11 protein-coding genes and 1 tRNA gene are annotated in these 14,173 nt (G+C 56.4%); 6 read left to right on the top strand and 6 right to left on the bottom strand.

Translation table 11 applies throughout. The annotated features are described in order from the left end of the window. Positions 1-236 precede the first annotated feature (236 nt). Positions 237-1,304 carry an alpha/beta fold hydrolase gene (locus tag DXX3274_RS02675; RefSeq protein ID WP_042858428.1) on the top strand — a complete coding sequence of 356 codons (1,068 nt, stop codon included), beginning with the start codon at positions 237-239 and terminating at the stop codon, positions 1,302-1,304. Between the two features lie 156 nt (positions 1,305-1,460). After that, the gene (locus DXX3274_RS02680; protein ID WP_042858429.1) at positions 1,461-3,083 is read left to right on the top strand and encodes a methyl-accepting chemotaxis protein; all 1,623 of its coding nucleotides are present in this window, start codon (positions 1,461-1,463) and stop codon (positions 3,081-3,083) included. 156 nt (positions 3,084-3,239) lie between these two features. On the opposite strand, the gene DXX3274_RS02685 is transcribed toward DXX3274_RS02680, so the two are convergent. The 3 genes from DXX3274_RS02685 to pepA all read right to left on the bottom strand — a co-directional run bounded on the left by DXX3274_RS02685 (position 3,240) and on the right by pepA (position 8,196). Next, positions 3,240-6,110: a valine--tRNA ligase gene (locus tag DXX3274_RS02685; RefSeq protein ID WP_042858430.1), complete on the bottom strand. Its 2,871-nt coding sequence runs from the start codon at positions 6,108-6,110 to the stop codon at positions 3,240-3,242. 13 nt (positions 6,111-6,123) lie between these two features. Continuing rightward, on the bottom strand, positions 6,124-6,573 hold the full coding sequence (locus DXX3274_RS02690) for a DNA polymerase III subunit chi (RefSeq protein ID WP_042858431.1): 450 nt from the start codon (positions 6,571-6,573) through the stop codon (positions 6,124-6,126). A gap of 114 nt (positions 6,574-6,687) precedes the next feature. Next, positions 6,688-8,196, bottom strand: coding sequence for a leucyl aminopeptidase (gene pepA, locus DXX3274_RS02695; RefSeq protein WP_013316104.1), 1,509 nt, complete (start codon positions 8,194-8,196; stop codon positions 6,688-6,690). A 283-nt stretch (positions 8,197-8,479) separates the two neighbouring features. On the opposite strand from pepA, the gene lptF reads away from it, so the two are divergent. From lptF to DXX3274_RS02710, 3 genes are all read left to right on the top strand, one after another. Further along, positions 8,480-9,598 (top strand): LPS export ABC transporter permease LptF, encoded by a 1,119-nt coding sequence (lptF, locus tag DXX3274_RS02700; RefSeq protein ID WP_042858433.1) that lies wholly within the window; start codon positions 8,480-8,482, stop codon positions 9,596-9,598. A gap of 1 nt (position 9,599) precedes the next feature. After that, on the top strand, positions 9,600-10,670 hold the full coding sequence (gene lptG / locus DXX3274_RS02705; RefSeq protein ID WP_042858434.1) for an LPS export ABC transporter permease LptG: 1,071 nt from the start codon (positions 9,600-9,602) through the stop codon (positions 10,668-10,670). A 189-nt stretch (positions 10,671-10,859) separates the two neighbouring features. Then, a tRNA-Leu gene (locus DXX3274_RS02710) sits at positions 10,860-10,944 on the top strand. A 93-nt stretch (positions 10,945-11,037) separates the two neighbouring features. Here DXX3274_RS02710 and DXX3274_RS02715 read toward each other — a convergent pair. From DXX3274_RS02715 to DXX3274_RS02725, 3 genes are all read right to left on the bottom strand, one after another. Further along, positions 11,038-11,757, bottom strand: a complete 720-nt coding sequence (locus tag DXX3274_RS02715; protein ID WP_084478672.1) for a methyltransferase domain-containing protein — start codon at positions 11,755-11,757, stop codon at positions 11,038-11,040. After that, positions 11,741-12,025, bottom strand: a complete 285-nt coding sequence (locus DXX3274_RS02720; protein WP_042858436.1) for a YjhX family toxin — start codon at positions 12,023-12,025, stop codon at positions 11,741-11,743. The genes DXX3274_RS02715 and DXX3274_RS02720 overlap by 17 nt, the downstream gene beginning before the upstream one ends. A gap of 451 nt (positions 12,026-12,476) precedes the next feature. Further along, on the bottom strand, positions 12,477-12,815 hold the full coding sequence (locus DXX3274_RS02725; protein ID WP_042858437.1) for a hypothetical protein: 339 nt from the start codon (positions 12,813-12,815) through the stop codon (positions 12,477-12,479). A gap of 547 nt (positions 12,816-13,362) precedes the next feature. On the opposite strand from DXX3274_RS02725, the gene DXX3274_RS02730 reads away from it, so the two are divergent. Continuing rightward, positions 13,363-14,166, top strand: coding sequence for a hypothetical protein (locus DXX3274_RS02730; protein ID WP_042858439.1), 804 nt, complete (start codon positions 13,363-13,365; stop codon positions 14,164-14,166). The last annotated feature ends 7 nt before the right edge of the window (positions 14,167-14,173 follow it).

Consider the following 14,173-nt stretch of genomic DNA (forward strand, 5'->3'; position numbering starts at 1 on the left):
TCGGCAACCGGAGGGTAACGGCGGGCATGTTTTGCGGTTAGCGGCGTGTGCCTGAACAGAATCGGGACACGGATTATTTCATAAGTATTGTTCAGGACTAAATTATATGCCGTGATAACTAAAATTGGCGGCATATAATTATTTTTTCAATGATTAGCAGGCGAGCATTATTGGGATATTTTACAGGAAATATTAACATCAGGGTCCCCCGCCTATGATTACGGAAGAGTTGTTCTATGGTTAATCGCTTGTTGTCTGGACTGGCTGGTCTGGTTTTTCTGTTTGTTTTATCCCCTTTTTCGACTGCACAAACGCTACAACCACAAGAAGGAAATTGGGCCGCGCCTGAATTCCGATTCCATACCGGAGAAACAGTCAACAATCTCCGTATTCATTATTACACGTTGGGCGACAGTAAAAAGCCGGCCGTATTATTGCTGCACGGCACTAATCAGCCGATCAGCGCTTTATTGGCCGCCGGTTTTGGCGGCGAATTATTTGGCCCCGGCCAGCCGCTGGACGTCAGCAAATATTTCATCATCATTCCGGAAAGCATCGGTTCCGGAAAATCCGCCAAGCCGTCTGACGGCCTGCGTACTAAATTCCCGCAATATAACTACGATGATATGGTGCTGGCGCAATATCGTCTGCTGACCGAAGGTCTTGGCATTAAGCATCTGCGTCTGGTGATGGGATATTCGATGGGCGGCATGCATACCTGGATGTGGGGCGAAAAATACCCGGACATGATGGATGCGCTGGTGCCGATGGCGTCGCAGCCGAACGAACTCTCGGGCCGCAACTGGATGCTGCGCCGTATGCTGATTGAAACCATCAAGCGCGACCCGGCATGGAAAAACGGCGATTACGCTAGCCAGCCGCCGTCGTTGCAGACCGCCAACATCATGTTCAGCATCGCCACCACGGGCGGTACGCTGGCCTACCAGAGCAAAGCGCCGACCCGCGCTCAGGCGGACAAACTGGTGGACGAGCGTCTGGCCGCGCCGGTAACCAGCGACGCCAACGACTTTATTTATATCTGGAATTCCTCGGCGGATTATAACGCCTCGCCGGAATTAAACCGCATCAAGGCGCCGCTGTTGGTGATTAATTCCGCCGACGATGAGCGTAATCCGGTTGAAACAGGAATACTGGAAAGTGAACTGAAAAAGGTGAAGCAAGCCGAGCTGTTTTTGATCCCGGCAAGTAAAGAAACCAGCGGTCACGCCACCATGATGTCGGCGAAGTTTTACAAGAATAAGCTGGGTGAATTCTTGGCCGCGGTTCCGCCACATAATAAATAACGGGAAGTGATAACACTGGGCCGACGACGACTACCCAATGATGTCTATACAATAACGTCGGCCTTTCCCTTTCATGATATTTTCTTTTCATTTTTGTTGCGGTTTACGTGTGAGCTGAAGCTCATGGTTTTTCATTACCAAACAACAGGGACAATTATGTTTCGTAAGATAAAGATCCGCACAACGCTCAGTATTATGGTGTTCTCTCTGGCGGTGCTGTCATTGATTGTGGGCATCCTGGGGCTGGTGGCCGTCCAGTCGGGTAATAAATCTTTTGCGCATGTGGATAACGTGGTGCTGCCAGGGCTGGTGGCGCTGAATGAAAGCTCGGAATTGTTATTGCGCGCCCGTCTGGATTTACGGTTGTACGAGTCGTTGATGAGCAACGGGGATAAGGATGCCGCCACGGTGGCGCTCAAGCGCGCCAGAGGCAAAATCGATGACGCCGGCAAGAAGTGGCAGGAGTACCTGACTTATCCGCAGTTCGAACAGGAAAAGGCCATTTCTTCCGATATGGCGACCAAACGCGACACCCTGATGAATGAATTCATCAACCCGGCGTTTATCGCGCTGGAAGCCGGTAATCTGGATGAGTATCGCCAGCGGGCGGGTAAATCCACTTCGCTGTACGCCAATTTTGACGGCGCGGCGAAAAAGCTGGTGCAGTACAAACGTCAGAGCATTGACGAGGCGTACAGTGATTCTAATGCGCGCGTTAGCCGTATGCAGGTCATTCTGACGATCGTCATTGTGTGCGCACTGGTGCTGGCGGCGTTGGCCTGGTCGATTCTGACCAATCTGGTGGTAAAACCGCTCAATCAGGCGATTACCGTGTTTGACCGGATTGCCGAAGGCGACCTACGCGCGAAAATTGAGATTCGCGGCAATAATGAAATCGCCCAGCTGTTTGGCGCGGTGCAGCATATGCGCGACGGGCTGGAAGATATGGTGCTTGCGGTGCGCAACGGCACCGACGCCATCAGCACCGGCGTTGAGGAGATCGCTTCCGGCAACATCGACCTGTCCAGTCGTACTGAGCAGCAGGCCGCGTCGCTGGATGAAACCGCCGCTAGTATGGAACAGATTCTGGCGACGGTGAGCAACAACGAAGACAACACCCGCAAGGCCAACGATCTGGCGAAGAAAGCGTCGGATTCCGCATCCCGCGGCGGCGACGTGGTGACGGAAGTGGTGGATACCATGCGTTCTATCCAGCAGAGTTCGTCCCGCATTTCCGACATCGTGGGCGTTATCGACGGTATCGCTTTCCAGACCAACCTGCTGGCGCTGAACGCGGCGGTGGAAGCCGCGCGCGCAGGCGAGCAGGGCAAAGGGTTCGCGGTGGTGGCGTCCGAAGTGCGCACGCTGGCGCAGCGCAGCGCCACGGCCGCCAAAGAGATCGGCAACATGATCGATAACTCGCTGGGCCGTATCGAAAAAGGCGCCGGGCTGGTGGAAGTGGCCGGTAAGACGATGGATGAGATTCTGTCGGATGTCCGCAAGTTGGCGGATATCATGGGCGAGATCATGCTGTCTTCCGGCGAGCAGAGCCGGGGCATTTCGCAGATCAATATCGCCATCAATCAGATGGACGGAGTGACCCAGCAGAACGCCAGTCTGGTGGCGGAAGTGGCGACCGCCGCCAGCTCGCTGCAGGCGCAGGTGACGCATCTGCAACAGTCGATCGCCAGCTTCCGTCTCGACAATGAGACGCAGCCGGTGCTGGGCGGCAGCCTCAGTGCGCAGCCGCCGCGTGTGGCGCTGGTCGGCGCGCGGTAACCCACGTCAGATATAAATGAGCACCACATCAATAGAAAAGCCCCGCGATGAAAAGCGGGGCTTTTTACTGTCAGCTTTAAACCCCGTAGGGGAGGGGCTGATTATTTAATCAGTCAAGACCGACGCAGCGTTTATCTGCGCCGGCCAATGACCTGATTACAGTGCGGCGATGGTGGCTTGTTGTTCCAGCAGCTTGGCTTTGGCGACCGCGTAACCGTCGCGTTTCTCACGTTCTTTGGCGACCACCGCTTCCGGTGCGCGCGCGACAAAGCCCTCGTTGGACAGCTTGCTGTCGATGCGGCTGATTTCCAGTTCGAGCTTCGCCACTTCTTTTGCCAGCCTGTCCAGCTCGGCCACTTTGTCGATCAGACCCGCCATCGGGATCAGCAACTCGGCGCCATCCACCAGTTTGGTGACGGATACCGGGCCTTTGTCGCCAGCCGGCAACAGCGTGATGCTCTCCAGACGCGCCAGCGTCTGAATAAAGCCGAGGTTGTCCTGCACGCGGCGGGCGGCATCGGCGGAGGCATCACGCAGCAGCAGCGTCAGCGGCTTGCTGGGTGCGATGTTCATTTCGGCACGGATGTTGCGCACCGCGACGATCGCCTGTTTGATCCACTCCAGGTCGTTGAACGCCTGCTCGTCGTCCAGCGCAGCGTCAAAGGCCGGGAACGGCTGCAGCATAATGGTGTCGGCAGTCACGCCTTTCAGCACTTTTACCCGTTGCCAGATGGTTTCGGTGATGAACGGAATGATCGGGTGCGCCAGACGCAGCAGCGCTTCCAGCACGGTGACCAGCGTATGGCGGGTGCCGCGCAGTTCCGCGTCGCTGCCGCCGGTCATCACCGGTTTGGTCAGTTCCAGATACCAGTCGCAGAACTGGTTCCAGGTGAACTCGTACAGCACGTTGGCGGCCAGGTCGAAACGGTAGCCATCCAGCGCGTCGCGGTAGGTTTTTACCGTGCGGTTGAATTCCGCCAGAATCCAGCGGTCTGCCAGCGACAGCACTTTCTCCCCGCCGTTTTTTCCGTCGGTGGTAAAGCCGCAGTCTTGCCCTTCGGTATTCATCAACACGAAGCGGCTGGCGTTCCACAGCTTGTTGCAGAAGTTGCGGTAACCTTCCAGACGTTTCATGTCCCAGTTGATGTCGCGGCCGGTAGACGCCAGCGCCGCCAGCGTAAAGCGCAGCGCGTCGGTGCCGTGCGGCTCGATGCCGTTCGGGAACTGTTTTTCGGTGCGCTTGCGGATTTTTTCCGCCAGCTGCGGCTGCATCATGTTGCCGGTGCGTTTTTCCAGCAACGCTTCCAGCGAAATACCGTCCACCATATCCAGCGGGTCAATCACGTTGCCCTTGGATTTGGACATCTTCTGGCCTTCTTCGTCGCGGATCAGGCCGGTCATGTACACGGTGTGGAACGGCACCTGCGGCTTGCCGTCTTCATCCTTGATGAAGTGCATGGTCAGCATGATCATGCGGGCAATCCAGAAGAAAATGATGTCGAAGCCGCTGACCATCACGCTGCTCGGATGGAAGGCTTTCAGTTCCGGCGTCTGCTCCGGCCAACCCAGGGTGGAGAAGGTCCACAGCCCGGAGGAGAACCAGGTGTCCAGCACGTCTTCGTCCTGACGCAGCGTCACATCGGCGCCCAGGTTGTTGCCGCGGCGCACTTCGGCTTCATCGCGGCCGACATAGACCTTGCCGTTGTCGTCGTACCACGCCGGGATACGGTGACCCCACCACAGCTGGCGGGAGATACACCAGTCCTGAATGTCGCGCATCCAACTGAAGTACATGTTTTCGTACTGCTTCGGCACGAACTGGATACGGCCGTCTTCCACCGCTTCGACGGCCGGCTTGGCCAGCACGCCGGCGCGCACGTACCACTGGTCGGTCAGCATCGGTTCGATGACTACGCCGCCGCGGTCGCCGTACGGTACGGTCAGGTCGTGCGCTTTGATTTCTTCCAGCAGGCCCAGTTCGTCAAAAGCGGCCACGACTGCTTTACGGGCGGCAAAACGTTCCAGCCCGCGGAAAGCGTCCGGAATTTCGCTGCTGTAGGCGGTGCTGGCTTCACCGTTGGTGCTGAAGATTTCCGCTTCCTGACGGATATCGCCGTCAAAGGTCAGGATGTTGATCATCGGCAACTGATGACGCTTACCGACTTCGTAGTCGTTGAAATCGTGCGCCGGGGTGATCTTCACGCAGCCGGTGCCTTTTTCCATATCGGCGTGTTCGTCGCCGACGATCGGAATGCGGCGGCCGACCAACGGCAGGATCAGGAATTTGCCGATCAGATCCTTGTAGCGCGGATCTTCCGGGTTTACCGCGACGCCGGTATCGCCCAGCACGGTTTCCGGACGGGTGGTCGCTACCACCAGATAATCTTTGCCGTCAGCGGTTTTAGCGCCGTCCGCCAGCGGGTAGCGCAGGTGCCACATGGAACCTTTGACGTCGCGATTTTCCACTTCCAGATCGGAAATGGCGGTGCGCAGTTTCGGGTCCCAGTTCACCAGGCGTTTGCCGCGGTAGATCAGGTCTTCTTGATACAGACGGACGAACACTTCCTTCACCGCGTTGGACAAACCGTCGTCCATGGTGAAGCGCTCGCGATCCCAGTCTACCGAGTTGCCCAGTCGGCGCATCTGACGGGTAATGGTGCCGCCGGATTCCGCCTTCCACTGCCAGATTTTATCGATGAACGCTTCACGGCCGTAATCGTGGCGGGTTTTGCCCTCTTCGGCGGCGATCTTGCGTTCCACTACCATCTGGGTGGCGATACCGGCGTGATCGGTCCCGGCCTGCCACAGGGTGTTTTTACCCTGCATGCGCTGGTAGCGGATCATCGTATCCATAATGGTTTGCTGGAAAGCATGGCCCATGTGCAGGCTGCCGGTGACGTTGGGCGGCGGGATCATGATGCTGAAGCTTTCTTTGCTGGTGTCGCCGTTGGGCTTGAAGTAGCCCTGTTTTTCCCAGTGCTCGTACAGCGGCTGCTCAATGTCGTGTGGGTTGTATGTCTTTTCCATTATGCTCAAAAAGTCAGTGAGTTGGCGGCGTCGCCGTGGTCAATTGGAAGCCGACGCTGCGATAGGCCTTGTAGCGGTCGCGCGCCAACTGTTTCAGAGATTCTTCGTAAGGGACGAAGTCTATCACTTCATGGAAAGCGGTGGCAAAATCTGCGAACTGCGGCTGCAGGCTGATCAGCAGGTCGCGCGGCGCGTTGCCGCGCTTCTGCGGCCATGCCAGTTCCACTGGCGCGCCTTGTCGCGGCCCTTCTCCCGCCAGATTATGCGGCACGAACGCGTGAGGTTCGCGTTGCCACAACGCCTCGTCCAGCCTTAATGCCTGCTGCTCGTCCTCGCAGGCGATCAGCACTCGCTGGCCGGCACGCCAGCGCGCCGCCGCCAGGGAGCAGGCCAGCGCCTCGCAGGCGTTCAGTTCGCCGCTGGGGCGGTCGTGATCAATAAGATAGAAGGTCGCGTTTTTCATGGTGCTCCGCATACCGATGAGGGTCACAGACAGAATAACAAATCCCCGCAAGCGCGGGGATCAGGCCGGAAGGGGATGAATGCGCCACCGGCCGGCGGTGGCGATTGCCGATGATTACTCGGCGTCATTCAACCCGGCGCGGTTCAGCAGGAACTGCGACAGCAGCGCCACCGGGCGGCCGGTCGCGCCTTTGGCTTTGCCGGAACGCCAGGCGGTGCCGGCGATATCCAGATGCGCCCAACTGTACTTGCGGGTAAAGCGCGACAGGAAACAGGCGGCGGTGATCGCCCCGCCTGGACGGCCGCCGATATTGGCCATATCGGCGAAGTTGGAGTCCAGTTGTTCCTGATACTCATCGCCCAGCGGCAAGCGCCAGGCGCGGTCGCCCGCTTGTTCCGACGCGCCCAGCAGTTCGTGCGCCAGCGGATTGTGGTTCGACATCAGCCCGGTCAGGTGATGCCCCAGCGCGATGACGCAGGCGCCGGTCAGGGTGGCGACGTCAATCACCACGTCCGGCTCGAAGCGCTCGACGTAGGTCAGGGTATCGCACAGTACCAGACGGCCTTCGGCGTCGGTGTTCAGCACTTCCACCGTCTGGCCGGACATGGTGGTCAGAATGTCGCCGGGACGATAGGAACGACCGTCGACCATATTTTCGCAACCCGCCAGAATGCCGATGATGTTGAGCGGCAACGCCAGCTCCGCCGCCACGCGCATCACGCCATAAACCGAGGCCGCGCCGCACATGTCGTACTTCATTTCGTCCATGCTGTCGGCCGGTTTAATGGAGATGCCGCCGGCGTCAAACGTCAGGCCTTTGCCTACCAGCACGATCGGCTTGCTGTTGTTGTCCGGGTCGCCCTTGTATTCGATCACCGACATCAGCGATTCGTTCTGCGAGCCCTGTCCTACCGCCAGATAAGCGTTCATGCCCAGTTCTTTCATCTGCTGTTCGCCGATGACGCGGGTGGTGACCTGACTGTAGCCGTCGGCCAGCTGACGCGCCTGCGAGGCCAGATAGGCGGCGTTGCAGATGTTGGGCGGCATGTTGCCCAGATCCTTGGCCGCCTTGATGCCGGAGGCGATCGCCAGACCGTGCTGGATGGCGCGCTCGCCGGAGGTCAGCTCGCGGCGGGTCGGCACGTTGAACACCATCTTGCGCAACGGGCGACGCAACTCGACCTTGTTGGTCTTCAGTTGATCAAAGGTGTAGAGCGTCTCTTTGGCGGTTTCGACCGCCTGACGTACTTTCCAGTAGGTGTTACGGCCTTTTACATGCAGTTCGGTCAAAAAGCAGACTGCTTCCATCGAGCCGGTTTCATTGAGGGCGTTGATGGTTTTCTGGATCACCTGCTTGTACTGACGTTCATCAAGCTCGCGCTCTTTGCCGCAACCAATCAGCAAAATGCGTTCGGAAAGGATATTGGGTACATGGTGCAAAAGCAGGGATTGCCCGACCTTGCCCTCCAGTTCGCCACGGCGAAGTAGCGCGCTGATGTAACCGTCGCTGATTTTATCGAGTTGTTCTGCGATAGGGGACAGCCGACGCGGTTCAAACACGCCGACGACAATGCAGGCACTGCGTTGTTTTTCCGGGCTACCGCTTTTTACGCTGAACTCCATGTACTCTCCTGAATCTTTAAAGACAACGGCGGGATCTACGGCTAGAATGTGACATTCCGTAATATTTTCCCGCCGTTGCGTTAACATAACCTGTGTTAATCTAAACGACGTAGCGAATCTGTGCAGAAGATACTCAGCAGGTTCTGATAAACATCCCATAAACAGGGATGTTTTAATAAAGCTTTAGCTACGAAGGTTGCCACAAATGAGTGTAAATGGCGAGTTAGCGAAAAAACTATCGACTTTCCTGCAAAAATACAAGTTTTCACAGGCGTAATTAAGCGTGATCATCATTCGATATCTGGTACGGGAAACCTTTAAGAGCCAGGTGGCCATTCTGTTTGTCCTGTTGCTGATTTTTTTCTGTCAGAAACTGGTGCGGATACTGGGCGCTGCCGTGGACGGCGACATCCCGACGAATCTGGTTTTGTCCCTGCTGGGGCTGGGCGTGCCTGCGATGGCGCAACTGATTCTGCCGTTGAGTCTGTTCCTCGGGCTGCTGATGACCTTCGGGCGGCTCTACGCTGAAAGCGAAATCACCGTCATGCATGCCTGCGGGCTGAGCAAAGGCGTGTTGCTCAAGGCCGCGCTGTTGCTGTCGCTGCTGACGGGGGCTCTCGCCGCCGCAAACGTGCTGTGGTTGAGCCCCTGGTCGTCGCGCCATCAGGATGAAGTGCTGGCGGAGGCGCGCGCCAACCCGGGCATGGCGTCGCTGGCGGAAGGCCAGTTCCAGCAGACGCAGGACGGCAACTCGGTGCTGTTCGTCGGCAAGGTGAACGGCGGCGACTTTGAGCGGGTCTTTCTGGCGCAGTTGCATCCGCGCGAGAACACCCGGCCGTCAGTGGTCGTGGCCGATCGCGGTACGGTTGCGGCGCGCGGCGACGGATCTCAGGTGGTGACGCTCAATAAAGGCACCCGTTATGAAGGAACGGCGATGCTGCGTGATTTCCGCATTACCGATTTTATCAATTATCAGGCCATCGTCGGTTATCAGCCGGTCGCGGTCGATCCGAGCAATGTCGAACAGATGAGCCTGAAGATGTTGTGGCATTCTTCGGATATTGCCGCCAGAGCCGAGTTCCACTGGCGGTTGACGCTGATTCTGTCGGTGCTGGTGATGGCGGTGATGGTCGTACCGCTGAGTGTAGTCAACCCGCGTCAGGGCCGGGTGCTGAGTATGCTGCCTGCGATGCTGCTGTATCTGGTGTTCTTCCTGTTGCAGAGCTCGCTGCGTTCGAACGCCAGCAAGGGCAAGCTCGACCCGATGGTGTGGATGTGGCTGACCAATCTGGCCTATCTTGCGCTCGCCATTATCCTGAACCTGTGGGACAGCGTGCCGGCGCGTAAAATGCGCGCCAGCCTGAAATCGGGCAGTCGTCAGAAAATAAAAGGAGCGGCCTGAGATGTTTCGCGTACTGGACCGCTATATCGGTAAAACCATTTTCAACACCATCATGATGACGCTGTTCATGCTGGTGTCGCTGTCCGGCATCATCAAGTTTGTCGATCAGCTGCGCAAAGTAGGGCAAGGCAGCTACTCGGTGGCGGGCGCCGGGGTGTATACCCTGCTTAGCGTGCCGAAAGACATTGAGATCTTCTTCCCGATGGCCGCGCTACTGGGCGCGCTGCTTGGGCTCGGAACGCTGGCTACCCGCAGCGAACTGGTGGTGATGCAGGCTTCCGGTTTTACCCGGTTGCAGATTGCCGGCTCGGTGATGAAAACCGCCATTCCGCTGGTGCTGCTGACCATGGCGATTGGTGAATGGATGGCGCCGGCGGGCGAGCAGATGGCCCGCAACTACCGTTCTCAGATGATGTACGGCGGCTCGATGCTGTCGACCCAAAGCGGGATGTGGGCCAAAGACGGTAACGACTTTGTCTACATTCAGCGGGTGGCGGGAGAAAATGAGCTGGTCGGCGTCAACATCTATCACTTCGACAAACAAAGCAAACTGCTGTCGGTTCGTTATGCCGCGTCGGCGGTGTATGAGAACGGCGCCTGGAAGCTGTCTCAGGTTGAAGAGTCCGACCTGCGCGACAGCAAGCAGATTGGCGGCAGTCAGACGGTAAGCGGCGAATGGAAAACCAACCTGACGCCGGACAAGCTCGGCGTGGTGGCGCTGGAGCCGGACGCGCTGTCGATTCGCGGCTTGTATGATTACATCACTTACCTGCGCCAGAGCGGGCAAGAGGCCAATCGCTACCTGCTCAATATGTGGAGCAAGTTGTTCGCGCCGCTGTCCGTGGCCGTAATGATGTTGATGGCGCTGTCGTTCATCTTCGGCCCGCTGCGCAGCGTACCCGCGGGTATGCGAATCGTGATCGGCATCAGCTTCGGTTTTCTGTTTTACGTGCTGGATCAGATCTTCGGTCCGCTCAGTCTGGTGTACCACATTCCACCGGTGCTGGGTGCTCTGTTGCCGAGCGCGTTGTTCCTGTTTATCAGCATCATGCTGCTGCTGAAACGGCGCTGATTTACCTTTTCCACCAAACGGGCGGGCTGCGGCTCGCCCGTTTTTTTACCAGATTACTCTGCCATCCACCGTTATCGTCCCGACAACGGCGATTTTTTCAGCGCTCGCAACGCCATACGACGGATTGGGGTTGCGCCGTGCCCGCACCACGGTATAATCCACCACGTTTTCCGCAAAGTACTACTTCGTGCCGAAGTGGCGAAATCGGTAGACGCAGTTGATTCAAAATCAACCGTAGAAATACGTGCCGGTTCGAGTCCGGCCTTCGGCACCAAAATTCAAAAATCAAGCCACCTTTAGGTGGCTTTTTTTGTGTCCGCCATCGTCCATTAGCGTTCATATTTGGCTATTAAATAAACTTTTAATCTTATTTTTTCCGTCCCACGATTTGAATAATGTTGAAATACTCTCCGGCTCCCGCCTTCATGATGGGAACCATCATTTCCTGAGCAAGCGTGCATTCCATAAAGTCATCCCACGCCTGCTGGCATGAATCCATTTCGCGCGGCATGGTAATTTCTATGCCGGATTCTTTTTCCCATAACGCTTTCCACCAGTTACAGGAATAAAAATACCAGTCCGGTGTCCAGAAAGGTTTGACTACCTCGGGTAAGTTGCCTTCTGAGTAGTCCTGTATAAACCCGGGTACGGCAACCGCTATCAGCCCGCCTTTTTTCACAAAAGGCAGCAGTTTCGCCAGCATGCCGTCGTTGCTGCCAAAGTACTGCCAGGCATCCACGCTGATGATCATGTCAAAGTATTCATCAGCAAAGGGGATCTCCTTCGTTACGTCTACCCGCAGGGGGAAAATTTTAGAATCAACGCTCAGACTGGCGAACCGCTGTGCGTTTTCGGTCGGGGAAATCCATAAATCGGCGGCAAACACCGTCACGTCGTATTTTTCCGCCAGCAGGATGGACGAAATTCCTTTCCCGCAACCAAGGTCAAGGATACGCATGCCCGGCGCGATGGGGAGCATATTGGCCATTTCTTCCGTAATGCGCATGGCATTCGGCCCCATCATGGTGTCCAGCAGAAAAGCTTTGTCATAGCTATCGGTAAAAGGGGTATTAATAGGCATATTCATCACCTGTACCTGAACGGTTGTCCGGTTGGGCGCGAACGGTGTTCAGCCCAGTGGGGTTGATGCGGTACGGCTGACCATTGACGGAGTTGATCAGTTTTTTGGTTTTGAGCTTTTTGAAGACGGCGAGCGTGCAGTCACTGAGCAACAGCCCTTCGCGGCTATAACATTCAACGGAAGTGATGCGCCCGGAAGCATCGCGCACGTGCGCAATACAACCGCCTTTAGCGAGAACGTGTAAGGTACGTTGTTCCTGACGGGATAAATTCATACTGGAAACCTGTTAATCATCATGTGCAAAAACGAACCAACACCCGCAGATATTGGCGTAAAGTTTAAGCGCAGCGATAACCAGTCCGGCCAGAGAAGGTCGGGAAGCTGATTATCTGATGATTACATTCTCCAGCATCAAAGCCTCGGTACGAGTTGAAAGGTCATTACGCTGTTAAGGCTAGCACACTTAGATTTTTTAAAAGTGCTCCCGCAGTAGAAATGTGATTTCTGATAATGTTATCCAGTGCGGTGTAAAGTCCCGTCCGTCAGGACGGGAATATAAGACGCGGTTTTAGGGCCAGAGAGTCGCTATATCATTCGTCATACCGCACCGCCACTGCCGGTTTTATTACTCACCGTGTTCAATGAATGCGACATCGCTCAACTCATCCAGACTCCGGCATCTATCGCAGTGTGCCGTCAACGGCTGTCAGGCCATGCTGGTGAACTTAAATAACGTAGTGTGGTATCAATTCACCCGCATGCGGCACCACTCGTGTGTGGCGCTCCGCCTGTTCGCAGATTTCCAGCAGCGCCGGGATCAGGTGCGCGGCGGCATTCAGGCTGGCGCCCAACTGGTAGCGCTGTTCGGGTTCGATGTCGGCGCCGTTTTGCAGCCGATCGCCGAGTTCGTGAAGCCCGTGGCACAGCCCGGCGACGGATTCAGCGGCGATAGCGCCAAGGTCACACAGTTGAACCTCATCAAGCTGATGGAACGGCAGGCTGGCGATCAGGTCGCGGAAAATGTTGATGCTGCTGTCAGTGGGTGTGGCGTGGGTGTCCGTCATGGTTAAGTCTTCCATTGCTAGATAGTTATGTCATCACGCCTTCAGGTTCCAAACTAAAGGTGTGACCCAGACAGGGTTGGAACACCGGATCTAGCGACCGGCCAACCTTGCGGTTGCCCTGCCTGAGCCACGGATAATGAGTGTGCACGCAGCCCCTGAAAAAACAAAGCGTTTTCCAGTTCTAGATATTCGGGGTTCCACGCCCGGCTGCGGATGTTGCCGCAGCACAGACACTCTATGCCAGCGGCTAACCGGGTGAAAGAGGCTGGATGGATTTACAGTGGCGTTGCGATACGTTTTGGAATGCGCCTCGCAAAATGTAGTTATGCAGTGAGTGTGTACTTGCTGGTGCCTTGCCGCTGCAAGGGAAATGTATCCTTCTCTGAGTCGTTTGTTATGTTTCTTTTAGGGTCTGACGATTTTTTATTTTGAAGCGCTGATTTGCCGGAATACCCCATTCCTCCCCCGCTTTTCCCTATTTGCCACCAGAGGGATTTTCCCGTGCTGAATTATGGTGTGAAGACATTCATCTGTCGGGAGATACACCATGAAAGGCTACCATTTGAAAGAACAACATCGCCGGAAATCCTGGGTGCGTGATACCAACACCGATGCGGAAGCGGCATCGCTTAATTATCTGCCCGAATTGTTGAGTGCGCTGGGGCTGGCGATGCCGGTGCCGCCGTCGGTGATTACCCGCGACATTGAGGGGGAAACCTTTTTCGATATTCTCTATCGGTGTGATTTCAACGCCCGGCAAAACATCCATCAGATTGAGAAGATCTTCTCCGTGAAAGAAGAGTTTACGCCGGAGTGGGTGCCCGGCGCCGATCTGGCGCTGCCGGTGATCGCGCAGGAAGACCATGTATTGCCAGACAAACATTACCTGCTGTTGGGGCTGGATTTGTTTGCCGCCGTTGAACAAGGGGATATTTGTATCTCGCCGAAGGGCTGGGGCGACAATCATCTGACCGGCAAAGATATGTCGGCGAGCGATTTTCTGGAGCTCAAACCCCAGCCGGCCTGTCTCTACGCGGGGGTATTGCATGGACATGGCGGTCAGCCGCTGTCGCCGTCGCAACTGTTAGGCTGGCTTGAGCGGATGCGACAGGCGCACGGTCATCCGTCCTCGACGGTGGTGGTGCTGGCGCCGGTGGCTGAATCGTACGGTTTTTCCGGCTGGTTCGGTCTGTATCAGCGCAAAGGCGCTGCGGGGAGCGTGTTGCAGTGGCAAAACCTGTCAGCGTTGGTGAAAGACGTCCATTTCTGGGAAGCGATGAAGGAAACCGGGCTGGCGCATAATGTGTATGTTAGCGGTATGGGCGCCAATACGGCATATCGCGGCGAGTAGTATCGTT

The sequence above is a fragment of the Dickeya sp. NCPPB 3274 genome, from assembly GCF_000406205.1.
Classification (GTDB): Bacteria; Pseudomonadota; Gammaproteobacteria; order Enterobacterales; family Enterobacteriaceae; genus Dickeya; species Dickeya fangzhongdai.